Origin of the sequence: Pedobacter sp. N23S346 (assembly GCF_048515415.1) — a bacterium.
GTDB lineage: Bacteria > Bacteroidota > Bacteroidia > Sphingobacteriales > Sphingobacteriaceae > Pedobacter.
Genome location: NZ_JBLYEE010000014.1, coordinates 116,263 through 139,974, shown reverse-complemented (window position 1 = coordinate 139,974; position 23,712 = coordinate 116,263). Strand labels below are relative to the sequence as shown.

The window sequence follows — 23,712 nt, the reverse complement described above, 5'->3', positions numbered from 1 at the left end:
GAAACCTATAAAACAATGGGCTTACCTTTTAAAAATGAGATAAAAACAGCTTTTTTAGCTTGATTTAAAGGATTTAATGGATCGTTTAAACTTTAACCGGACAACAGTGAACTTGATTCAGGATCTTTTCATAGCTAATAGACGAACAACGATAACACATGAACCTTATTATTATCTCCCGCAGATTTCAGGGATCTCACAGATTAGATAAAAAGTTGTTAGTGGTGTTTTAACGGAAGAAATACTTAGGTTAGGGATTCTTCGCTACGCTCTGAATAACAGCAAAATTGAATAAACTTCCCTCATTTAGTTATAGGTTGAAAGTTAAATGTTATGGGTTACAAGTTTAGAAGCCAGCAACGAACAACGATATATTAACAACAAATTCTTCGTATATCCATCACGCGTCTTCCTGAACTTGATTCAGGATCTTTTAATAGCTAATAGACGAAAAACGATAGACGACCAACGAAATAGTATTTAACGTAAAATTATAATTTACAGTGTTTACTTCTAACAGCAAATTATAGGTATAAACAAAAGGAGAAATACCTGTAGATATCTCTCCTTTATTATCTTAAGCGTAATATGATGTATTAAGATTAAGATTTGCTTTTTCTGCAATTTCAATTGGAGCATAATCAGATAATATCAACGCCTGACCTTTCTTTACGCATACATCGTGTTCAAAATGCACTGACGGTTTCCCATCTGCAGTTCGGATTGTCCAGCCGTCTTCATCTAAGTATACTTCTTTTTTACCCATATTAATCATCGGCTCTATCGCCAAAACCAGGTTTTCACGCAATAAACTTCCAGAACCTTTCCTGCCATAGTTAGGCACCTGGGGATCTTCATGCATATCTCTGCCCAAGCCGTGGCCAACTAAATCTCGAACCACACCATAGCCTTGATTTTCATTATGTGATTGAATAGCATACCCAATATCGCCCATTCTCTTGCCTGCAACAGCTTGTTCTATACCGAGATAAAGTGAATCTTTAGTAGTTTTGACCAATTTAAGTATGTCTGGAGAAGCCTCACCAATAATAAACGTATAGGCATGATCACCATGAAAACCATTTTTAATAGTTCCAACATCAACAGAAATAATATCACCATCCCTGAGTTCATCCTTCGTTGGAAAGCCATGAACAACTACGTCATTCACGGATGTAATAATATGAAAAGGAAAACCATTATAGTTGTAAAAGGAAGGAACAGCACCATTATCCAAAATAAAAGTATTCGCTAATTGATCAATTGCCAGCGTTGTCATTCCTGGCTTTAATACCTTTGCTACTTCAGCTAAAGTGTTACTCACCAGTTGTGCACTGATTTTCATAAGCTCTACTTCTTCATTCGTCTTGTAAATAATCATGTGGCAAATATAAGCAATCTGCATTTTATAAGGTCATTTAGAGTTGACCTTGTTTAGGTATGCAATTCATTATTGTTGAACTCTTAATTTTCATTAGATAGTGAAAAACTTTATCCTAATTTTGAGATTTAACTGTTCCATAAGTGTTAATTATTTTAATGAATAAGTTGAATAATCGAATATAGATTGCAGAAACTTATTGACTAAACTGAAATTTAAATGGTAAAAACACATGTTGACCATACGTGAGATAATTAATTGTATTTTAATTTAGCTTTAATTAATCAAAGTAAAAAGGCTATAGTGTAAAATTAAATTTCATTGCTTTTTGCTTTTTTAGATTTTTACACTATTTTTATTTTATAAACTTTAAAGTAATTATCTACATCATGAAAAACGGTACAGTAAAATTTTTTAACACAGAAAAAGGATTCGGATTTATTAAGGAAGAAAATGGTTCAGAAATCTTCGTTCACGCAAGTGGACTTATCGACAAAGTCAATGAAAATGATAACGTTGAATACGAAGTACAAGAAGGAAAAAAAGGATTGAACGCAGTTAAAGTTAGAGTCGTTTAAAATAATATTTTTTGAAACTTTAGACAGGCCATGTGCCTGTTTTTTGTTTTCATTTTTCTCATTTCGGAGTTTGTCATCTCTTTTTGCTGCCTATAAAGTATTATTATGTAGTCAAATTATATATGGTAAAGGCAATACCTATTAATTATATTTTATGTAATGCCAGCCATAAAATGTGGTGATTTTCTTTCTAAGAATAAAAGATTCTTAATTAGAATGTTTCAAACATTAATCCTTTCAGCTTGTTATTATACCATCTACCAATTATAAGATTATAATTTACTATGGAAAATCAAGAAAAAACAGTTGAGGTATTAAATGACCTAATTGAGATTAACAATGACAGAGCAGACGGTTTTGATAAAGCATCAAGTGATTTAAGTGATGAGAATATCGATTTAAAGGCAACTTTTGATAAGCTTTCATCTGATAGCAGAACAAATGTTACTGAACTTGCTGGTTTAGTAGGTCGCAATGGCGAAAATCCTGAAACAGGTAACACCGTTTTAGGTACCCTACACCGTGCATGGATTGACATTAAAGCTAGTTTTGGTGGCGATGATCGTCACAGTATTTTAGCTGAATGCGAACGTGGTGAGGATGCAATCAAAAAAGCCTACAAAGATGCACTTCAGGAAAATGAACTTGGCGAAAATGTTAGATCAGTATTATTGAAGCAACAAGATGGAATTAACATCAGTCATGATGCAATTAAAGCATTAAGAGACGCACACAAAGCATTGTAATTAATGCTGATAGTTTGGGGAGCCACTGAAAATATTCAGTGGCTTTTTTTATGCGTAAGGCGTTTGATTATATCTTTTGGATCAATAGATCATTTAGTTTAGACTTTATGAACTATTTCTAACATGTTTAAATGATTTAATTACAAATTTTGATGAAGCAAAGTCCAATCCTCGATATTAATCTTAGATATGTCAACTGCCGTTAATCCGTAAGAAGTCATTTTTATGTTGAAAATAACGGCATCACCAATTTGTATTTCGGAACCCAGATCCTTTAGACAGCAATAAATACCCTGTTCATTTTCATCAATTATTTTCCCGTTTCCTTCATTTGGATCCGTAGAAATAAGTACTCCTTTTCTCATCTTAATTTATTTCATGTAAATATACGAGATGTTGCTTGAAGTAATTTTCTGAGACTAGTTTGAAAATTAAGAAAATAACAGCCCTCATTTTCTAAGTGTACAATATATTATAAAATCAATCTGATAGGATTACAATAAGCCAGGAATCAACTGTTTAAATAAAAATTAATATTCGAATAAGAAATAAGAAGGGTAGGGCTAATATTATTTAAACGTCACATTTTATGTAATTTTTGGCTTTGTGTTTGGTTTTTAGCCTGCTAAGTGTCTCTTCTCTCATCACTAAATAACTTGCTAAAATCCTTGCAGGTAATCTGTATTTTCCATTTGCATCACTAAATATACGATAACGATGATCGGCAGAAGGCAGCCGGCAAAGTCTTGATTCATAAACCAGTTTTTGATATTTCATACTGAATATCTTTCTTACCATTTTATCTACTTCAGGATATTTTCCATAGAGGCTTTCAACAAAATCTTTTGGCAATAAGATTAGTTCAGAATCGTGAATAGTTTCTAAACTCTCATCTTCAAGATAATTAGCTATTTCGGTAAAACCGATCATCTCATTCTCACCATATAGCGAAAGTGTTATCTGTTTGTTTTCAATAACAGCATACTTTCTTAAAGTACCACTTGCGATAAATATGGCATTATGGCCTCCTATTCCATTAGGATGTAGCCGCGTATTTTTGCAAACCGATAGGATAATGGCGTTTTCAAGAAGTAATTCAAGGAGTTCATCTGACACAGGTGCTAAAGCACTGCAGAAATTAATTAATGGATTAAGTTTCATTTTGCACGTTTGATAATAATGAGGCGCATGCGTTGCAAAGCTATACCTTTTTAATCAGATTTTAATGTTAGATCCGCAAATTAACGATGAGAAAGGAGACCCGATTTTAATGAAAGAGAGGAATTAGTTTTTCTCATCGTTAACAACATTTTTAAACATTATTAATTTACAGACGCTAATATCAATATAGGTATACATTGATTCCTGCATGAAATCAGCCAATTATTTGTATGGAGATTGCCTTAAAAAAGCAAATAAAGATTACCAATTATGTTTTATCCTTATGATAATAAGTAGTAAAGTAAATGGTTTATTTTATGATGGTTATGGTAATTTTTTAATCACAGGCCAGGGCAGCAAAATAAAACGAATCAATTTAATTATTTGATTTCTCGTAAACAGGTGAGTTACCCTAATATTGTTGTTATTTTCTTAATAACAGCTTGTGTTCTAGTGGCTTTATAAATACACGTTCATCTTTGAGATATTCCAAATCGTCTATTTCATCATACCTGATAATTATCAATTTTTTAAATCGACGATGTTAAACTTTAGCTGAGATTTTTTCTTCTGCGAGTACTAAATCATCATCCGACAATTCAAGTTGCTCGTTTTTTATTTCTGCTGAAGGCATGTATTTTAAATCTACACACATTGGAAAATGATCCGAACCACAACTCGATAACCTTTTGATTGAACTTAACGCAAAATTAGTAGAACAAAAAATATGGTCAAGGGGAAAACGGAGCAACCAGTATTTTGCATTAAAGCTATTGAAAAAGCCGCGTCCACGTCTTGGATCCAATAAGCCACTCACCTTACCAAAAAGTTCTGTGGTGTAGCTCCATGCAACATCATTTAAATCACCCATCACCACTACGGGTAAATTGATATCTTTCGCTTTAGCTGCAACGATTAATATTTCTTTATCTCTTTCTGTACTTCTTGGGTTTTCCTGTGGAACGGGTGGTTCAGGATGCAGGCAAAATAATTTTACTTTCTGACCTGATTTTAATGCGACCGTGGCTTCCATAGACGGAACATCAGACTTAACTAAATAATTAACTTTTGCATCAGTTAAGGGCAATTTCGAATACAATAACATGCCATAAGTATTTTCTAATGGGGCTTTGAGCTGATGTTGGTAAATTTCCTGGATCGAATCCATTTCATTTTGCCACCATTTATTAGTTTCCACCATTAAAACCACATCAGGTTCGCAAGATGCAATCAGGTTATGATAATCTTTAGATTGACGGTTTTCCTGATAAACATTGGCAATTAAAATTTTTAAGTTATCCTGGCCGTTACCTCTTACAATGGTAATAATTTGTTTTTTACCCAATACCGTGAATGGGAAAATCAGATATGATAAATAACTCAGGTTAATTAGAAGACCGACAAATACCAGCCAATCTTTTGTATCCTGAGGAAAAGAAAAATACAGGATGATAGCGATTAACAAAATATTTAAGGAAAGTTTTTGAAGTCTTGGGTACTCAAAAACCCTGAATATCCAGAAGTCGTGGCGAATAAAGGGAATGATCGTTGAGAGGATGACAATTATGCTAAAGTAAAAAAGAATGTCGTGTGTCAAAGCGTTTGGTTTTGAATGTAAGTAGCTTAACAACTAACATGCTAAAATGTTCTGATACCTTTATCGGGAAAAAAATGTGAACAAGAAGTAAGGGGACTATCTACTTAAATAGCGTTTATTAACAGATCTTTACTCCAAATAAAAAAGAGTATATCAATACAGATGTATTGACCCTACATTTTTTAGAACGAAATTACTATCTGTCAATTAGCGAACTTCATTAACCCGCAACTGAAAATTGCCTGGTATCAGTTAAGCCAATCGTAAAATCATATTTTTTTAATTCGTAAGCAATTGCCATAGATTGCAGTTTGTGCAATTCTTCAAAATTGAATATGGTTTCTTGCGTTGATGAAGACAAAAATTTTATTCGGGCGATAACTTCACGGTAAGTTTCGTGATTGATGATTTCGTTCATTGTTCTGTTGATGCGATAAATTCAGTTTTACAACAAATTGGGAAACGAAAAAGTTTTATGATTGCGGTAATTATTATGCTCTTTTGGTAGCGCATACTTATTATTAAAGCGGAGGAATAGTTTAATTTTTTCGATTGTAAAATATTTCCAAGGATGCTAAAACTATCCGGGTATGTTATTGGTTAACAAAAGAGTGAAAACGTTAAATACTATGGAAAAGCGCATTTATGTGTTAGAAGATAATGATGATATCAGAGAGATTGTGTCCCTTCTGTTACAGGAAGAAAAATATGAAGTATGTGCCTTTTCTAATATTGCGGCATTTCGATCTGGTTTAGCAAAAGGTAAACCAGCAGATTTGTTTTTATTGGATGTAATGTTACCTGATGGGAACGGAATGGATTATTGCAGTGAGCTGAAAGCATCGCCAATTACTTCAGGTATGCCAGTGGTAATGATGTCTGCTAATTTTTCCAGTGAGGAAATTAATAAACGTTGTTTTGCAGATGATTACATTCACAAGCCATTTGAAATAGATGATTTCGTCAAACGGATTTCTGCACAAATTCATTAAATCGCCTGATTACTAATATTAATACTGCTTATAATTCGACATTGAATTTAAAGACAGGCTATAAAAGCTGAAATATGCTTTAAGAGCAAAATCATTCTGGCAGCAATGCTAAAATCCATTCAAATCTTTTTAGGCATCTTAATTTTATTTCGTTAGATATACTATCGACATTAAAAATTGATTGTCATAATCAGGATTATTGTAATTAAGTTTGCAGTCGAATTAATGAACGAAAGAAACAACGTAAACTTTTTAACGAAATACTACGCAAAACTTAAAGGTTTTGCAATCCGCATCCGCTATAGTGAATATTTGACGGATGCTCTGAGAAATACATTAGCCATCATTATTCCACTGATCGTTTTAGCTTATTTTGGACAACTTGTTGCAGGAATAAGCATTAGCATTGGTGCGATGTTTATGAGTTTATGTGATATTCCGGGGAATAGGAGAGACAAGTTGAGCGGTGCAATTGCGGCTATTTTATCTTTGGCCATTACCTCGTTTATCATTTCATTAAGCCTTGCCAGTCCTTACATCGTAGCGGTATCTGTGGTGTTAATTACCTTTTTATTTTCCATGCTTTCTGTTTTTGGAAATCGACTCTCCATAATCGGCCTGATTGGAACGGCATTGATTGCTTTTACACTTGGTCTTCATCCGAAGCAGCCTTTAGTTTTTAGTACATACATTGTTACAGGTGCTGCATGGTATACCTTAATCAGCCTTACACAGATTTATTTATGGCCGTATCGGTCTTTGCATCATGCCATTTTTGAAGCTATCCAGGGTACTGTAGCATTAATGGAACTACGTGCTAGTGCCTACCATGAGGGGGTTAATCTTCGCGAATTCAACGCACAGAACATTACGCTTCATTTAAAATTGAATGCAAGACAGGAACTCATCAGGAGTCTGTTGCTTAGGGATCGCATTGCGATGTCTGCAGAAAATAAACCTGGAAAAAAGCTATTGGCAGCTGCATTGGACATTATCGATCTTTATGAACAGGTAACAGCAATTCATCACGATTATGGAGAAATCCGAGCAGCCTTAACATCATCTAATACCCTGCCTAAAATACTGGAAACCATCTCTCTGCTTTCACGGAAATTAGAATACAGTGCCGTGCAATTTTCCAATGCCAAATCTTCTGCTTTCGATGGGATACCACAGCAACATATTGAGAATAACATAAGCGAGTTATTGGTGATTTCGGCTACATTGCCATTGGAAGAGGGAAATTTACTTTCAGGCATAGCTAAAAACTTAAAAGATATTTCAGAGATAGTAGAGCGGTTATCAGTCGGTTACCAATTAGCTTTACCCGATACAGCTATTATTGAGACAGAGATTTATAAAGATTTTATTCCAGAGCCTCCATTTAACTGGCAAAATATACTTTCGCAGTTTTCTTTCCGTTCACCTGTATTTCGATTCGCACTTCGTCTGAGTCTTTTGTGCTTGGTCGCGATTATGCCAACGCTACTCTTCCCAGATCAGCGTTATAGTTATTGGCTCTTATTAACGGTAGTTATTGTAAACAGGCCAAGTTTCGGTTTAACCAGAAAACGCAACACCCAGCGTTTATGGGGAACTTTAATTGGTTTACTTATTGGCCTTTTACTCGCTTTTGCTTCGGTTTCCTTGCAATTGGGATTAGCTGCATTAGGCTTAATGGGTTTTTTCCTTTTCAACCGAACGCATTATATGTGGGGTGTTGCCTGTATAACGGTGATGGTTGTTTTGGCATTAAATGTATATCATGGTCATGTATCACAGATTATCAGCGATCGGTTATTGTTTACATTAATTGGCTGTGGACTTTCCTATGTTTCTATATTCATCTTTCCAATCTGGGAAACTCCACGAATCAAGACCCTAATTTCAGATTGTCTTACTGCAAGCCGCCATTATTTATTTTGCGTGGCATCAGAGCGGAAAGGGTTCTTAAACTATCATTACAGGACTAAGCTCGCTAGAAAAGATGCATATATCAGCTTTGCTTTTTTAAGTGAGGCTTTACAATCCATTAAGAAAGAGCCGCTTGCCAGGGCTGTAGATTTGAGTGGACTGGAAGATATCCAGGTGTTAATTTATCAATCTAATGGTGCTATCGCTGCACTCTCGCTGGCGAAGGAAGCAGATTACGCAGTGAGTAACGAAGCTTTTGAAAAATGTTTAAATAATCTTGATTATTGTATTGCAGCCGCACCATCTGTAGATCTTACTGCCCTTATTGGAGATGAGCAGAATAAGATTCATTCTAAAATATTGCTTAGCATGCTTACCCAGCGCTTAAAAGCCTATTTTAATTAAATATTTATTTAGGATGTCAGGATCTTTTAAAATGATGTTTTCGATCAATGGAATGGTATTTGTACCCTCCTGATAAAGATATATTATGGATACGCAACAAATTAAAAACACTGCCCGTGTACTTTTAGGCGCAGGATTAATCGTCGCAGGGATTGGACACTTAACTTTTTCCAGAAAAGAATTTCAGGCCCAGGTTCCGGATTGGGTTCCATTAAAAAAAGATGATACTGTTGTGTATTCAGGTTTTGTAGAAATCGCATTGGGTACTGCATTGATTGTAGCGCCTAAGAAATACCGATCTACTGTTGGAGTTCTGGCAGCCTCACTTTTCGTAGGTGTTTTTCCAGGTAATGTATCACAATATACCAATAGAAGAGATGGCTTCGGCCTGGATACGGACAGCAAAAGGTTAGCAAGGTTATTTTTTCAACCTGTATTGGTTTACTGGGCCTGGAAAAGTACAAAGAAATAAGAATATCAGATTTACCTATAAACTATAATATTCTTTTTAGTTCCCAAAAATTCAATAGGGTTATAGTCGTGGCTATTCAATTCGTTATATTTGATAAACGAATTGTATAAGTATGAAATTAACCCGACTTTTTACCTTTTTTGTGCTGGTAACTTTATTTCCTGTTGCCGCATTTTCTGCCAGTGTTGATACCGTAACCACCTACAGTAAGGTGATGAAAAAAGAAATAAAGGCTGTAGTGGTTAAACCAGATAGTTATTCTACCGGAAAGAAATATCCAACCTTATATTTATTGCACGGTGCCGGAGGAAACTTTTCTGATTGGGTAAAGCAGACACCTGATCCGGAAACAGTTAAGCGTTTAAGTGATGAATTATTAATTTTAGTGGTTTGTCCTGATGGTGGCGTTACCAGCTGGTATTTTGATAGTCCGATTGATAAAACCTATCAATATGAAACCTATGTTTCTTCGGAGTTAGTGAGTTATATCGATCAAAAATATTCCACCATAAAAGACCGTTCTGGGAGAGCAATAACTGGTTTAAGTATGGGCGGCCATGGCGCATTGTACCTGGCTTTTCGCCATCAGGATGTTTATGGTGCCTGCGGAAGCATGAGTGGGGGTGTAGACCTTCGTCCTTTTCCTGAAAACTGGAATATTGCTAAAAGACTGGGATCTTACAATGAGAATCCTGAACGCTGGGAGGCAAACAGTGTGGTGAATTTAACACACTTATTAACGCCGAATAAGCTTTCTATTATTATCGACTGTGGTTCTGGTGATTTTTTCTATAAGGTAAATGTAGCGTTGCATGATAAATTACTGGATCGAAATATTCCTCATGATTTTATTATTCGCCCGGGGATACACAATTTCGCCTATTGGGGTAACGCGATTGCCTATCAAATGCTCTATTTCAGCAAATATTTTAAACGAGATCAGCAATAAAAAAGCCTATAAAAGAAGAACGGGCCAAAGGTAAAACTACCTCCGGCCCGTATCTAAATTAACGCTCTCGGGACGAAAGTAGCAGTTTCATGGTTACTTTCCAAATAAAATTTAAGTTTCAGTATTATCTTCATACTTTCTTCATCTTAGCACAGGCTAATTTAGCAAGCAGGAATCATCCACTATTAAAACAATATAAATGATAAAGCCTTTGATATCAATAGAATACTGTCCGCGTTGTGGATGGATGCTTCGGTCTGCGTATATGGCACAAGAGCTTTTAACTACTTTTACAGAACAACTGAAGGGGGTAACTTTAATTCCGAGTGAGGTAAGCGGAACATTTTTGATTTCAATAAATGATCAATTGATCTTTGACAGGAAAGAAGCAGGTCGCTTTCCAGAAATAAAAGAGCTGAAAAAATTAGTTCGTGATCATATAGATCCGGAAATGAATCTCGGACATACCGATCGATAAATATCCTTTTTCAAAAGATTCTTTACCAGGCATATTGGAGTTAGCAATGAGGTGCTGAATTTGTTAAGCGTTCCTGAAATGAATCAGCTTCTGCAAACAATGACTTGATTTTAAAGTTATATCTCTGTCGAAGAATAACTGTACACTTAAATGCAGTTTATTCCCGATAGGCTAAAACAATAAATATGAAACACTACGATGCGATCATCATTGGCGCAGGTCAGGCAGGAGTTCCACTTGCCAAAAAAATGGCTGAAGCTGGAAAAAAAACAGCAATTATTGAGAAACGATACGTTGGCGGTACCTGTATTAATGATGGATGTACGCCTACAAAAGCAATGATTGCATCTGCGAAAGCCGCATACCAGGCCAGAAAAGCTTCAGAACTTGGCGTACTGGTTGGAGATGTTACCGTTGATTTGAAAAAGATCAAAAAGAGAGCAGATGGCATTGTAGAAATTTTTAAAGGAAGCGCTGAAAATGGGATAGCAGAAACCAAAGGTTTGAAGTTATACATGGGCGAGGCGAGTTTTACCAGCGAAAAGGAGATTGTGGTAAAGTGCAAGGATGGAACCGAAGAAAAGCTATCAGCAGATTTGATTTTCATTAACACTGGAGCCAAAACAATCATTCCTGATATTGATGGGATTGATGATATTGACTACTTAACCTCTACCACTATTCTTGATTTGGAAGAAATTCCGGATCATCTGGTAATCATCGGCGGAAATTATATCGGTTTGGAATTTGGCCAGATGTTTAGCCGATTTGGAAGCAAGGTTACTATTTTAGAACAATCACCTGTGATTCTCTCCAAAGAGGATGAAGATATTTCGAAAGCAGTTACTGAATTTTTGGAAGCGGAAAAAATAGAAGTAGTTACTGGTGTCAAAATTAATCACATTGGTTGGAAGGGCGATAACATCGAAATTTCGGAAACAACAGGTAAGAAAAATAAAAAGATCAAAGCAAGTCATTTGTTAGTTGCGGTTGGTCGCGCCCCTCAAACGAAAGATTTAGGGTTAGAAAATTGTGGTGTGGAAACAGATGAACATGGTCATGTTTTGGTTAATGATAAACTAGAAACCAATATCAAAGGCATTTATGCGCTAGGCGATGTAAAAGGTGGACCCGCCTTTACGCATATTGCCTATAACGATTATACAATTGTTTATCGCAACCTGATTGAAAACACAGATTTATCCACCAAAGACAGGGAGATCCCGTATTGTATGTTTACCGATCCGCAACTGGCCAGAGTAGGGCTTTCTGAAAAACAGGCCAAAGAACAGAAACTGGATTATAAAGTAGCGGTATTGCCGATGAAAAATGTAGCCAGGGGAATAGAAACCAACGAAACCTTGGGATTGATGAAGGCGGTTGTAGATGCGAAAACGAATCAGATTCTTGGTGCCGCGATTTTAGCATCTGAAGGAGGTGAAATTATGTCTGTACTGCAAATGGCCATGCAAGGCGGAATTACGGCTGAACAAATCAGGTATGGGGTATTTGCTCATCCAACTTATACAGAATCATTGAACAATTTGTTTATGAAAATCCATAAATAAGCGTATGATCAGATTAGATCGGGTAAGCAAATCTTTCAAAGATACAGCAGCGGTAAAATCAGTATCCTTTGAAGTGAATGAAGGCGAAAACCTTATTCTTTTGGGTACTAGCGGATGTGGGAAAACCACTACACTAAAAATGATCAACCGACTGATTGAGCCCGATGCTGGCAAAATAACGATTAATGGAAGAAATATTTCCAATGAAAATCCTGAAATATTAAGAAGAGGAATTGGTTACGTGATGCAAAATAACGGTCTTTTTCCTCATTATACCGTAGGCGAAAACATTGCAACGGTTCCACAGCTGCTGAAATGGGATAAGAAAAAGACACAGGAGAGAACGGAAGAACTGCTAGGTAAACTTCATCTTCCTGCAGATTGCATCAACCTTTTTCCACATGAATTGAGTGGTGGCCAGCAGCAACGGGTAGGCTTGGCCAGGGCTTTGGTTGCTGACCCTTCGATTTTATTGATGGATGAGCCTTTTGGTGCTTTAGATAATGTAACCCGGGCCAGCATTCGTAAAGAATTTAAAGCCCTCGAAGAATTGAAACGAAAAACCATCGTGATGGTTACACACGATGTTCAGGAAGCATTTGAACTGGCAGATCGCATTTGTTTAATGAATAAAGGCGAAATTATCCAGATTGGAACGCCTAAAGAATTATTGTATCAACCTGTAAATGATTTCGTTAATGGTTTTATAGAGAGTGAACGCATGACGCTTGAATTTAAAATCACAACGCTTAAAGATTTATGGATGGAATTGCCAGATGAACAATCTGAAGATGCTAAACCAGTTGATCAGAATTTAACCATCTGGGATGCCTTAAGTTATTTCCGATCAGGAGTTACTAAAATTACATTTGCAGGCGAGCTAGGCAAACAGAAATCGATAGATATTAATAGCCTAAATGCTGCATTTACCCGTTATCAAACTTCTCAGTTGCATGGATGAACCTCAACAAAATTTATGGCAGTTCATGTCAGAACAGTCTGATAAGCTGCTGAATCAAACTTTTCAGCATCTTGGATTAACCTTTATCTCGCTTTTCCTCGCGGTAGCCATAGGTTTGCCACTCGGAATATTAATTGCCAGGAAACGAAAGCTTTCTGGTTCAGTTTTAGCAGTTGCCGGGATTTTACAAACCATTCCCAGCATTGCTTTATTAGGTTTCATGATTCCTCTACTTGGGATAGGTGCGAAACCTGCAATTGTGGCTTTATTAATTTATGCCTTATTACCCATTATCAGAAATACCTATACCGGAATTGTGGGGATCAGTGCAGAAGTAAAAGAAGCGGCCATGGCGATGGGCATGAGTAAAATGCAGATTTTATTTAAGGTGGAATTGCCCATTGCCATGCCCGTAATTCTGGCTGGGATTCGTACAGCAACAGTGATTAATGTGGGTGTAGCCACGCTGGCATCTTATATTGCAGCAGGAGGATTAGGCGAATTTATTTTTGGTGGAATCTCGCTCAATAATACTAATATGATTTTAGCAGGTGCTATCCCGGCGGCTTTATTGGCCATCATTTTAGATGCTGCCCTGGCCGTGATTCAAAAGACAGACTTCAAAAAAATAAGAAGGTTCTTGTACGTTTTTCCGGTTATATTACTGGCTCTTAGTACTTTTTACCTGTTGCCTAAAGCTTATGGAAGTTCGCTTACTGCTGGTTTTACGCCAGAGTTTATGGGCAGGCGAGATGGCGATTTGGGTTTGAAAAAGGAATATGGATTAAAAATTCATACCATCGTAATCAGCGATGCCGTAATGTATAAAGCAGCTTATGAAAAAGAGTTGGATGTCATCAGCGGTTATTCTACCGATGGTCGTTTAAAAGCATTTGACCTGACTATTTTAAAAGATGATAAAGGCATATTTCCGCCATATTATGCCGCACCAATTGTTAGGGAATCATCATTAAAGAAATTTCCAGCTTTGGAGCAAACGCTGAATCTTTTGTCGGGTAAAATTACGGATTCGGTAATGACGGATCTTAATTACCGGACGGATTATCTTAAACAAACACCAGAACGCGTAGCAAAAGACTTCCTGATTAAAAATGACTTGTATAAAGCACCAAGAGGTGGCAAAAAGGGTTTGATTAGAATTGGCTCCAAAATTTTTGGTGAACAATATATTCTGGCAGAAATGTACCGGATGCTGATCCAGGGGAACACCGATTACGAGGTAGCAACAAAAACTGGTTTGGGTGGCACTAAAATTTGTTTTGATGCCTTAACCAACGATCAAATCGATTTTTATCCGGAATATACGGGTACAGGGTTAATCGTTCTGCTTAAACCAGATCCAAAGATTTTTAAGCGAATTACACACAATAAAGACAGCACCTATCAATATGTAAGCAAGCAGTTTTCGCAGCAGTTTAAAATTAAATGGCTGAAACCAATTGGTTTTAATAATTCGTACGCTTTAATGATGCGGAGAAAACAATCAAAAGATCTAAATGTTACTACTATAACAACATTACAGCAATATTTAGATAAAAATTAATGAATTTAGTTGATCAATTCCTGACCATCAGGAAATATACTGAATCGATTTGTGAGCCATTACAAACAGAAGACTATGTCGTTCAGCCTGTTGAGGATGTAAGTCCACCTAAATGGCACCTTGGCCACACCACTTGGTTTTTCGAAACCTTTATCCTCAAACCGCATGTTGCAAATTATCGAGAATACAATCCTGACTATAATTTTGTATTCAACAGCTATTATGAAACAGTTGGTGCCAGGGTAATCCGTACCGATCGTGGAAATTTGAGTCGCCCGAGTGTAAACGAAATTTATCAATATCGCTATTATGTAGATGAAGCGATGATTCATTTTTTAAGCCAGTCGATAACAGAAGAAGTGACGGAACTGCTCATTCTTGGTTTCAACCATGAACAGCAACACCAGGAACTTTTGCTTACAGATATTAAATACATTTTAGGAAACAACCCGCTTTTTCCGGTTTATTCCGCTGTTTGGAAAGAACACGAAGAGATTAAAAATCAGGCAAGTTTGGTATCGATTAATGAAGGAGTTTATGAAATCGGTTTTAATGGCGAAGGCTTTTGTTTTGATAATGAGTTGAATCGGCACAAGGTTTATTTGCAAGATTATCAGATCAGCAGTGAACTGGAAACTAACAGATCTTACTTAGATTTTATCAAGGCAGGCGGTTATACCAATTTCAATTACTGGCATGCAGAGGGTTGGGATTGGGTACAAAAAAACGGTATAAATTCTCCCATGTACTGGCATGAAATAGACAGTGAGTGGTTTAATTACACTTACGCTGGCTTATTGCCGATAAATCTTTCTTATCCGGTTACGCACATCAGCTATTATGAAGCCTATGCTTTTGCCAGCTGGAAAAGCATGCGCCTGCCAACAGAATTTGAATGGGAAGTTGCTGCACAGCAGTTTAATTGGGGTAAAAGATGGGAGTGGACGGAAAGTGCTTACCTCCCATATCCAGGTTTTAGTAAAGCGCCGGGAGCAATCGGCGAATACAATGGTAAGTTTATGGTGAACCAAAAAGTGCTTCGTGGAGCTTCTGTGGCCACACCAGCTGGTCATGGACGTAGTACTTACCGAAATTTTTTTCATCCACATTTAAGGTGGCAGTTTACAGGGATTCGTTTAGCAAAATAGATTTTCATGAGTACGATTACTTCAACACAAATTTCTCCGGTTACGTCATTATTTTTAAATGATGTTTTGGATGGCCTAATGGCTGAAAAAAAGTTTTTAAGTTCGAAATATTTTTATGACGAAACTGGTGACCGAATTTTTCAGCAGATCATGGAAATGGATGAATATTACCTTACAGATGCAGAGATGGAAATTCTGCAACATCAAACAGATGAACTAGCTGATGTGATAGCTGCTGATCCCAGTGCCTTCGATCTGATTGAATTAGGTGCCGGCGATGCGACTAAATCGGTTCATTTATTACAAGCATTGCTTAATAGACAATTGGAATTCTCTTACCTGCCGATTGACATCTCTCAACATGTGATTGAAGACTTAGAAGAGAATCTGCCCAAAAAACTGCCCGCATTAAACGTAGAAGGCTTAAACGGTGACTATTTTGCCATGGTGAAGAAAGCGAAAAGTATGTCGGGACGTCGCAAAGTCTTGCTGTTTATGGGTGCTAATATTGGAAACATGGACGTTGTTGAGGCGAAGGAGTTTTGCAAGGCATTGAGAAATGAATTATCGCCGGAAGACCTATTAATTATTGGGTTTGACCTGAAGAAAAATCCACGCCAAATTTTGGCTGCTTACGATGATGCGGCTGGAATCACCAAGTCTTTCAATTTAAATTTACTCAGTCGCATCAACCGTGAACTTGATGGAGATTTTGAAGTAGAACACTTTGATCACTACGCCAGTTACGATCCTGAATCGGGCGCCTGTAAAAGCTACCTGGTGAGTTTAAAAGAACAACTGGTTAATATTGGTGACGAAACCGTCCGATTTGCACAAAATGAGCATATTTATATGGAAATTTCACAGAAATATTCGCTTAAAGAAATTAATGATTTGGCTATGGAAACCGGATTTACACCAACGGCTCATTTTTTCGATCATCAAAAATATTTTGTCGATGCGGTATGGAAGGTGGGGAAATAATCATTACACCCACCCATATTCTTTAAATTTTCTTTCCGTCTAGCACCTCCAGTAGTTTTTGTAAATCTTCTTCGGTGTTATAAAAATGGAAAGAAATCCGGGTTCCGGCTCCTCTTGATGAGCATAAGATTCCCGCATCGGCAAGTTTACCAACCATGTTCGGATTTAGAGGCATACTCATAATCGTAGAAGGATATTGTTGATCGACTAGATAATCTGGCAATAAACCACGATCATGGAGTTGAGTTTTGGCCAGTTTACAAAGTTGTTTCGTTTTCCTTTCTATTTCAGTAATCCCGACATTCCGTATAAAGTTCAAACTTTCATGAAGGGAACCTAAATTCAGTGTATCTAAATGTCCGGGTTCGAAGCAGAGCGCCAGGTGCGTTTTACCCTTGAGAAATGGAGCAGTAGGAAGCAGGTTGTTTTTTCTTTCTTTATAAAGCTGATCAGAGAGTTGATCTGACAATAAAACAAAGCCGTTTCCATAGCCCGCTAAAAGCCATTTATAACCGCTGGAAATCAATGCATCCAATCCTGAATTTCTAAAATCAAAATCAGTTGTACCGCAGAATTGTGTCCCATCTCCAATCAGCAATAGATCTGGATAGGTGTGTTTTAATTTTTTAATGAATTCCGGATTCATGCGGTAGCCACTAATGTATTGTACCACACTAAAGGCAAATACAGTTGGATGGTGTTTTTCAATCGCTGCCAAAATATTGTCTTCCAGGTATTCATCGATATCAACATTGAAGTGTTCAAAGCCTCGACTGATTACCTGATAGTCTACGGAAGGGTATTCATTGTTCAACAATAAAAACCGGTGCGTTTTAGGTAAGCCATCAAGCAAAGTATTAAAGCCAAAAGAGAAATTCTGGGTTAGGAAAACGTTCGGTAGATCAGCCTTAAAAAAATCTGCTACATTGGCTCTTAGCAATTCAATAATTGGTAATTGTTCCATCCTGAAAGCACTTCCTCCATTAATAAAGAGCTGATCATGATCAGTTCTCCATTTTGCAAGTTCAGTGGACAGAATACCAGAGTTCGCGGTGTTTAAATAGGTGTATTTTTCTAAGATAGGAAAGGAAGCAGATAGGTTCATATCCAAAAATAGAAGAAATAATTTGTTTTCAAAATGGAGGTCTTTTTTTTGACAAACCTTCGGGGTTGAGGTTTGTTGTTTAAAAAAACAAATTTAAGAGGAATGGAAAAGCAAACAGAGATATTAATAGGTGAACTCAAAAAGCTACTAAATGGCGGCGGTGCTCATGTAGGATTCAAAGATGCTGTTAAAGAACTGCCCTTCTCTGCCCTTGGAGAAAAACCTCATGGTTTACCCTATAGCATTTGGCAATTGGCGAGCCATATCAAGATCGCACAATGGGATATGCTCGAATTTAGCAAAGATGGTTCCCATCAATCGCCAAAATGGCCGGATGACTATTGGCCAAAGGAAACTGCGCCTTCGAATGAACAGGAGTGGACAGATACCTTAGCAGCGATTGATCAGGATTTAGAAAGCTTTATCAATTTGTTGGATTCTTCTGATATTTATTCAGCAATCCCCCATGGAAATGGACAAACGGTATTGCGGGAGGCCTTCCAAATAGCAGATCATAATGCTTATCACATTGCAGAGATTGTGGTGATCAGAAGATTATTGGGAATTTGGAAAAGTTAAAACGTTAAATAACTTACGAAGTTTAGCGGGCCTTTGAAAAAGAAAAACTTCGTAAGTTTAAAATTAGATAGCATTTTTTTTATTCTCGTTGACCGTTATTGCGGATTTACAAAGCAATCTTTTTTAAGAACGATTTCGCAATGACGACCGTGTTAGGTTAGTGGCCTAGTTTCTCTGCACCTGAATGTTTTTGCGGAAACATGCTCTGATATAAAGATTTTTTTGTCCGCTCTTTGCCGCGGGGGCATGGTAATTTTTCACAGTTAATATTGTTTTTAGCGTTGTTCAAGAATGCTGTGCATTTTGGAGCGCCAAAGTACCCAAAGCGCTTCGTCAATCCAGCTAGGTGCCTTTTGCACGACCCTACACACATCAAAAAAAGCGGCACTGCGTTTTGCGTTCAAAATTCTTTTAAAAAATTAAATTCGTTGTTATTAACACAAAACCACTGCATTTAAGGTTTGTTAGTACTATTTGTACTGTTGTACAACTGTTTTTTTTGATTTCCCTGGCCCTTGGGATTGACGGCGCTCTTCGGTATGGCCTGTTCTTTATTAAAGTTGGTTAGCAAAATGCATAGAAAACTATGCCTGGAAAATGTGTCTATACAATAGTTTTTCAGAGGGGTAGCCGCAGACCGGGGTGTAAAGAGCAGTAAATAATAATTGAACTCAGTGTGCAAGTATTTATTTTTTCATCAAAAACAATTAAGCGACTTCAACCCATGAAGCCTCTTAATTGTTTATTTTTCTTCCGCATATTTCAATACTATTGGAATCAGTAATTTGATCTCTTGTAAAAGTTCTTCAGCTCCTTTTTTCAGGGAAAAATGGTCAGCAACATCAACCTTCTGCAATTCTCTACTTACTTCTGCTAAATTGATCAATCCTGCGGAGGTAGACATGCCATACAATTTGTGTGATAGTGATAGCACCATTTGGGAGTCTTCGGGTTGTATGTTTTTATCTAATTGAAGGTGGGCCTGATTAAGCTGATTAATGGTAATCCCTATTATTTTTTTCAATTTTACAGAGTCTTTACCAAAGTAGGACTCTAGTTTTTTAATATTAAAATGAACCAGATCTTTATCGGCTTCGTTTTCTTTTTTACCAGATTCGAGCTCGTCTGGCTGTACTAGCCATTTGTCTAATATGGCCTCGATGTTTTCTTCTAAAATGGGTTTAGTGATAAAATCATCCATACCTGCTGCAATGCTTTTTTCTCTTTCTCCCTTTACATTGGCAGCAGTTAAGGCAATAATTGGGGTTCTTTTATCTTTTTCTATTGATCTGATGGTTCTGGAGCATTCGTAACCATTTATCTCCGGCATTTGTATATCCATAAAAACGAGGCTGAATGGCATTTTTTTGAATTGTTCAATTCCGATTACGCCATTCTCAGCTTCCATGATTATACTTTGCGGATAGAGTTTTTCTATGTATGAACGGGTTAAGAATCTATTTACCTCATTGTCTTCAACAATCAAAAATTTATAATCATGGTTTTGGTACGGGATGGATGGTGCTGAAATTTCGAGGTTACGAGAAGTTGGTTCTTTTGTTTTTAATCTGGCCAAAGCATGGTAAAGCTTATCCATTTTAATCGGCTTGAGTAACCGGTTTTCAATTTCGAGTTCATTGCAGGCTTTAATTATGGTACCATCATCTGATGAGCTATGGAGTAGAATTATAGGGAGTTTTTCTTCCCCATCAGAAAAATTATCTCTGATTTTTGTTGCAGTTTCTATCCCGTCCATATACTGCATATGGTAATCCATCAAAATAGCATCGTAGTTTCTACCTTCTGCTAAAAACTGCAGGGCTTCGAAGCCATTTCGTGCATGATCTGACTGGATATTTTTCAACAGCAGCATATCCGTTAAAATATTTCTGTTATTATCGTTATCGTCTACAATCAGCACATTTTTGACGCTTTCCAGGCCTATCCATTCGATTGGATCTCCTTGTTCAGATTGCAGATTTATGTCAAAGTAGAAAATACTGCCTTCGCCCTGCGCACTTTCCAGGTGGAGATGGCTATCCATCATCTTTAATAATTTATTAGAAATGGTTAATCCTAACCCTGTACCACCATATTTTTTTGTGGTTGAGGAATCTTCTTGAGAAAAAGCATTAAAAATTTTGGCTTGTGTGCCTTTGGCAATTCCGATACCGGTATCGCGAACGCTGAACCGAAGGACGTGATGGTTTTCACTTTCGCTAAGGGCTTGTATTTTAAGTTCAATTTCTCCCTTGGCTGTAAATTTTGCTGCGTTTCCTAATAGGTTAATTAATACCTGTTTAAGGCGAAGGGCATCAGCCCATATAAATCTTGGAAGATTTGGCTGTACATTTAACAGCATTTCTAGTTTTTTAGTCTGGATCTGGTAGTTAGTAATGTCACTGGCTTGCCCGGCAATCTCGTAAAGATCACACCTTTCTATGTCGAGCTCAAATTTACCAGCCTCAATTTTTGAAAAGTCTAAAATATCGTTTATAATGCTTAAGAGCGTATTGGCCGATTGATTGACAATTTTTAGGTATTGCTGTTGCGTATGATTTAGTTGGGTTTTTAATACCAGATCGGTGAAGCCTATTACTCCATTTAATGGTGTTCTGATCTCGTGGCTCATATTTGCAAGAAATTCAGACTTTGCCGAGTTGGCGAGGTCGGCTCGTAATCTCGCTACGGTCAACTCTTCCCGATGCTGAACGCTCGCAGAGATATTGTGTGTAAAGATCATCATGCCACCTATTGATTTGTCTGCCTTATACCAGGGCCTCATTTCCCAGGCAATATGAAGTGGAGTATTGGTTCTTATATCAACATATACATCTTCTTCTTTTTTGACAACCTTTCCACTGAGTACCTTTTGATGCACAGCTTTGCGGTCTTCGGATAAATTAGGGAAGACTTCGTAATAAGATAATCCTTTGATATCTCCTTTAATCTGTGGTGTATAATTTTTTAACCAAGTTTTGCTCGCGATGAGGAAATGCATATTTTCATCAATCATGGCTACAGATGCCGGTGCATTTTCGATGAAGGCAATGAGTAATGCTTTTTCTGTAGCAAGTTCATTTTCTATGGTTTCTTTCTGCGTAATATCCATCGAAATACCCAAATAGCCAATTATCTTACCCTGGCTATCTTTAATTGAAGTGATTGATAATGATACCCTTAACCGTTTCCCTGATTTGGTAATAAAAGTAAATGTTCTTTCTTTTTGAGGATGATCTGCACATTGTTTATATAAACCAAAACCAAAAACTTCAGCACCTAGCGAAGAACTGAAATCGGTACAAAGTTCATCTACTTCTCTTTGATCGTGAAAGATGACTGGTGTTTGCTTTCCGATTATTTCTTCGGCAGTGTAGCCTAGTAATTGTTCTGAGCCCTGGTTAAATACCGTAATGGTTCCTTCTAAATCTGTAGCGATTATGCTCACTCCGGTAGCTGCAGAAAGCACATCATCCAATAGTTTTTTAGATGCGATGACTTCCATCTGTGTACGTTTCTGTTCATCAATATTTTGAAAGGTACCATAGAGACGGGTTGGTACTTTTTTTACGAATTGCGCATTACCTTTAGTCCGCACCCAGATTTCCTTACCATTAAAATCGATGATTTGAAGTTCCAGATCCCAATCTTTACCCGTACGCAGGCATTCCTGTACCACTTCTATAATTTTATCCCTGCTTTCTCCACTTTTATAAAACTGAATTGCATTTTCTTTGTTGGGGATATACCCATCTGGTACACCATGGATTTCGCGAGTGATGCTAGACCAGTAAACTTGCTCATCAATCAGGTTAAGTTCCCAGCCACCTATTTTAGACAGGGTACTGGTTTCTTCTAACAAATTCTTCGTGTGAATGAGATCTTTTTCTAATTTCTTTTGATCGGTAATATCTACTGCGTTGCCAATAATATAAGGCTCGCCACTAAGATCTTGCTGTAATATATTCGAATATAACCACAAACGCTCCTCACCAGATTTACGTTTAACAACCATGTAACCCTTCGAAAAACCATTTTCTGATATCTCTTTGAGGTATTGCCGTAAATTGTCATGCCGTTCTACCGGAATGATGTCGAAAAAAGTTTTATTAGATAGTTCCGTTTTGGAGAATCCTAATGTTCTTGCTCCGGCCGGATTAAGTGAGATTAATTTACCACGAATATCATGTGTACACATTAATCCTTGCGAACTTTCGAAAAACGCCGTTAATTTTTGTTCGTTAACTTTTAATGCCTGGTTTTTCTCAAGCTCTGCCGTAACATCTCTTCCAATGGCAAATATATTCTTATCTGTTTTTTCATTGGTAGCAGTCCATTCAATCATCCTGTAGCCACCTGCTTTTATTGCTATCTGCTGCGGGTTATACCCATCTGACTGCCCGTTTTTAATATTAAGCCAAAATGCCTTTGCCTGATCCTGATCTTCTACCTTAATGATATCAAAAATGGTTTTAAGCTGTAGCTCTTCCTCACTCCAGCCTAATTGTTTATTAAAGCATGGGTTGGCCATCTTAAAAGTCCAATCCTGACCCAAAATACAGATCAGGTCTTCGGAGTCATTAATCAGGCGACTGAAGTTTTTGTATTCTTGCTTTTTTTTTCGATCTACAATAACCGAGATGGCTTCTTCTGCAAGAAGTGAAAGCTGTTTGTGTTGTGATGTAGATAATTGTTTTGGTTCTGAACTGACCACACAAAATGAGCCTAGCGTAAATCCGTTTGGATCGATAAGCGGAAAACCGGTGTAGAACCGCACCTTAATTCCTTCTTGCACCATTGGGTGTGTACACCAATGCTTATCTTTAAGGGCATCTTCTACAATGAACGGCTCATTCGATAATAAGGTACGTTCACACATGGTAAATCCTCTGGGCACCTCCTCTACAGCAAGCCCTTTAGCCGATTTATACCAAACCCTATCTTTATCGACAAAAGAAATTAGTGAGATTTCGCAACCGGCGATTAAGGAAGCAATTTCCGTAAGCCTGTCAAAATCGCGCTCCCTATCAGAGTCTATGATTTCGTAACTATAAAGTGCACGCAGGCGGGCTGATTCATTTTCTTGCATTTCAATTTGTTTTGCATAGTGGCAAGCACTATAAACCGGCT

20 protein-coding genes are annotated in these 23,712 nt (G+C 37.2%); 13 read left to right on the top strand and 7 right to left on the bottom strand.

Features of this window, described 5'->3' with window-relative positions; genetic code table 11:
* Positions 1-577: 577 nt before the first annotated feature.
* On the bottom strand, positions 578-1,381 hold the full coding sequence (gene map / locus ACN1CD_RS20610) for a type I methionyl aminopeptidase (RefSeq protein ID WP_419132299.1): 804 nt from the start codon (positions 1,379-1,381) through the stop codon (positions 578-580).
* 389 nt (positions 1,382-1,770) lie between these two features.
* On the opposite strand from map, the gene ACN1CD_RS20605 reads away from it, so the two are divergent.
* On the top strand, positions 1,771-1,959 hold the full coding sequence (locus ACN1CD_RS20605) for a cold-shock protein (RefSeq protein WP_419132298.1): 189 nt from the start codon (positions 1,771-1,773) through the stop codon (positions 1,957-1,959).
* A 284-nt stretch (positions 1,960-2,243) separates the two neighbouring features.
* Positions 2,244-2,705: a PA2169 family four-helix-bundle protein gene (locus ACN1CD_RS20600; protein WP_419132297.1), complete on the top strand. Its 462-nt coding sequence runs from the start codon at positions 2,244-2,246 to the stop codon at positions 2,703-2,705.
* 140 nt (positions 2,706-2,845) lie between these two features.
* On the opposite strand, the gene ACN1CD_RS20595 is transcribed toward ACN1CD_RS20600, so the two are convergent.
* The 4 genes from ACN1CD_RS20595 to ACN1CD_RS20580 form a co-directional block, all read right to left on the bottom strand.
* Positions 2,846-3,070, bottom strand: coding sequence for a hypothetical protein (locus tag ACN1CD_RS20595; protein ID WP_419132296.1), 225 nt, complete (start codon positions 3,068-3,070; stop codon positions 2,846-2,848).
* A gap of 208 nt (positions 3,071-3,278) precedes the next feature.
* On the bottom strand, positions 3,279-3,866 hold the full coding sequence (locus tag ACN1CD_RS20590) for a Crp/Fnr family transcriptional regulator (protein WP_419132295.1): 588 nt from the start codon (positions 3,864-3,866) through the stop codon (positions 3,279-3,281).
* 544 nt (positions 3,867-4,410) lie between these two features.
* Entirely contained in the window at positions 4,411-5,463 is a 1,053-nt protein-coding gene (locus tag ACN1CD_RS20585) for an endonuclease/exonuclease/phosphatase family protein (protein ID WP_419132294.1), read from the bottom strand.
* A gap of 220 nt (positions 5,464-5,683) precedes the next feature.
* Positions 5,684-5,881 (bottom strand): hypothetical protein, encoded by a 198-nt coding sequence (locus ACN1CD_RS20580; RefSeq protein WP_419132293.1) that lies wholly within the window; start codon positions 5,879-5,881, stop codon positions 5,684-5,686.
* Between the two features lie 211 nt (positions 5,882-6,092).
* On the opposite strand from ACN1CD_RS20580, the gene ACN1CD_RS20575 reads away from it, so the two are divergent.
* From ACN1CD_RS20575 to egtD, 10 genes are all read left to right on the top strand, one after another.
* Positions 6,093-6,455, top strand: a complete 363-nt coding sequence (locus tag ACN1CD_RS20575) for a response regulator transcription factor (RefSeq protein WP_419132292.1) — start codon at positions 6,093-6,095, stop codon at positions 6,453-6,455.
* Between the two features lie 225 nt (positions 6,456-6,680).
* Positions 6,681-8,774, top strand: coding sequence for an FUSC family membrane protein (locus ACN1CD_RS20570; RefSeq protein WP_419132291.1), 2,094 nt, complete (start codon positions 6,681-6,683; stop codon positions 8,772-8,774).
* A gap of 85 nt (positions 8,775-8,859) precedes the next feature.
* On the top strand, positions 8,860-9,246 hold the full coding sequence (locus ACN1CD_RS20565) for a hypothetical protein (protein WP_419132290.1): 387 nt from the start codon (positions 8,860-8,862) through the stop codon (positions 9,244-9,246).
* Positions 9,247-9,358: 112 nt separating this feature from the next.
* Positions 9,359-10,195 (top strand): alpha/beta hydrolase, encoded by an 837-nt coding sequence (locus ACN1CD_RS20560; protein ID WP_419132289.1) that lies wholly within the window; start codon positions 9,359-9,361, stop codon positions 10,193-10,195.
* Positions 10,196-10,394: 199 nt separating this feature from the next.
* On the top strand, positions 10,395-10,673 hold the full coding sequence (locus tag ACN1CD_RS20555; protein WP_419132288.1) for a SelT/SelW/SelH family protein: 279 nt from the start codon (positions 10,395-10,397) through the stop codon (positions 10,671-10,673).
* Between the two features lie 185 nt (positions 10,674-10,858).
* On the top strand, positions 10,859-12,241 hold the full coding sequence (locus ACN1CD_RS20550; RefSeq protein ID WP_419132287.1) for a mercuric reductase: 1,383 nt from the start codon (positions 10,859-10,861) through the stop codon (positions 12,239-12,241).
* 4 nt (positions 12,242-12,245) lie between these two features.
* Complete coding sequence (locus ACN1CD_RS20545) at positions 12,246-13,202, top strand: ABC transporter ATP-binding protein (RefSeq protein ID WP_419132286.1); 957 nt, start codon at positions 12,246-12,248, stop codon at positions 13,200-13,202.
* Positions 13,195-14,766, top strand: coding sequence for an ABC transporter permease/substrate-binding protein (locus tag ACN1CD_RS20540; RefSeq protein ID WP_419132285.1), 1,572 nt, complete (start codon positions 13,195-13,197; stop codon positions 14,764-14,766). Before ACN1CD_RS20545 ends, ACN1CD_RS20540 begins: the two co-directional genes overlap by 8 nt.
* A complete protein-coding gene (gene egtB, locus ACN1CD_RS20535) occupies positions 14,766-15,914 on the top strand; it encodes an ergothioneine biosynthesis protein EgtB (protein ID WP_419132284.1) in 1,149 nt (382 codons plus the stop codon). Before ACN1CD_RS20540 ends, egtB begins: the two co-directional genes overlap by 1 nt.
* Before the next feature lie 6 nt (positions 15,915-15,920).
* Entirely contained in the window at positions 15,921-16,898 is a 978-nt protein-coding gene (gene egtD / locus ACN1CD_RS20530; RefSeq protein ID WP_419132283.1) for an L-histidine N(alpha)-methyltransferase, read from the top strand.
* 22 nt (positions 16,899-16,920) lie between these two features.
* On the opposite strand, the gene ACN1CD_RS20525 is transcribed toward egtD, so the two are convergent.
* Positions 16,921-18,003 carry an aminotransferase class V-fold PLP-dependent enzyme gene (locus ACN1CD_RS20525; protein ID WP_419132282.1) on the bottom strand — a complete coding sequence of 361 codons (1,083 nt, stop codon included), beginning with the start codon at positions 18,001-18,003 and terminating at the stop codon, positions 16,921-16,923.
* Between the two features lie 102 nt (positions 18,004-18,105).
* Between ACN1CD_RS20525 and ACN1CD_RS20520 the strand changes: the two genes are divergently transcribed.
* Positions 18,106-18,582 carry a DinB family protein gene (locus ACN1CD_RS20520; protein WP_419132281.1) on the top strand — a complete coding sequence of 159 codons (477 nt, stop codon included), beginning with the start codon at positions 18,106-18,108 and terminating at the stop codon, positions 18,580-18,582.
* 742 nt (positions 18,583-19,324) lie between these two features.
* Here ACN1CD_RS20520 and ACN1CD_RS20515 read toward each other — a convergent pair.
* Entirely contained in the window at positions 19,325-23,671 is a 4,347-nt protein-coding gene (locus ACN1CD_RS20515) for a PAS domain S-box protein (protein WP_419132280.1), read from the bottom strand.
* Positions 23,672-23,712: the final 41 nt, after the last annotated feature.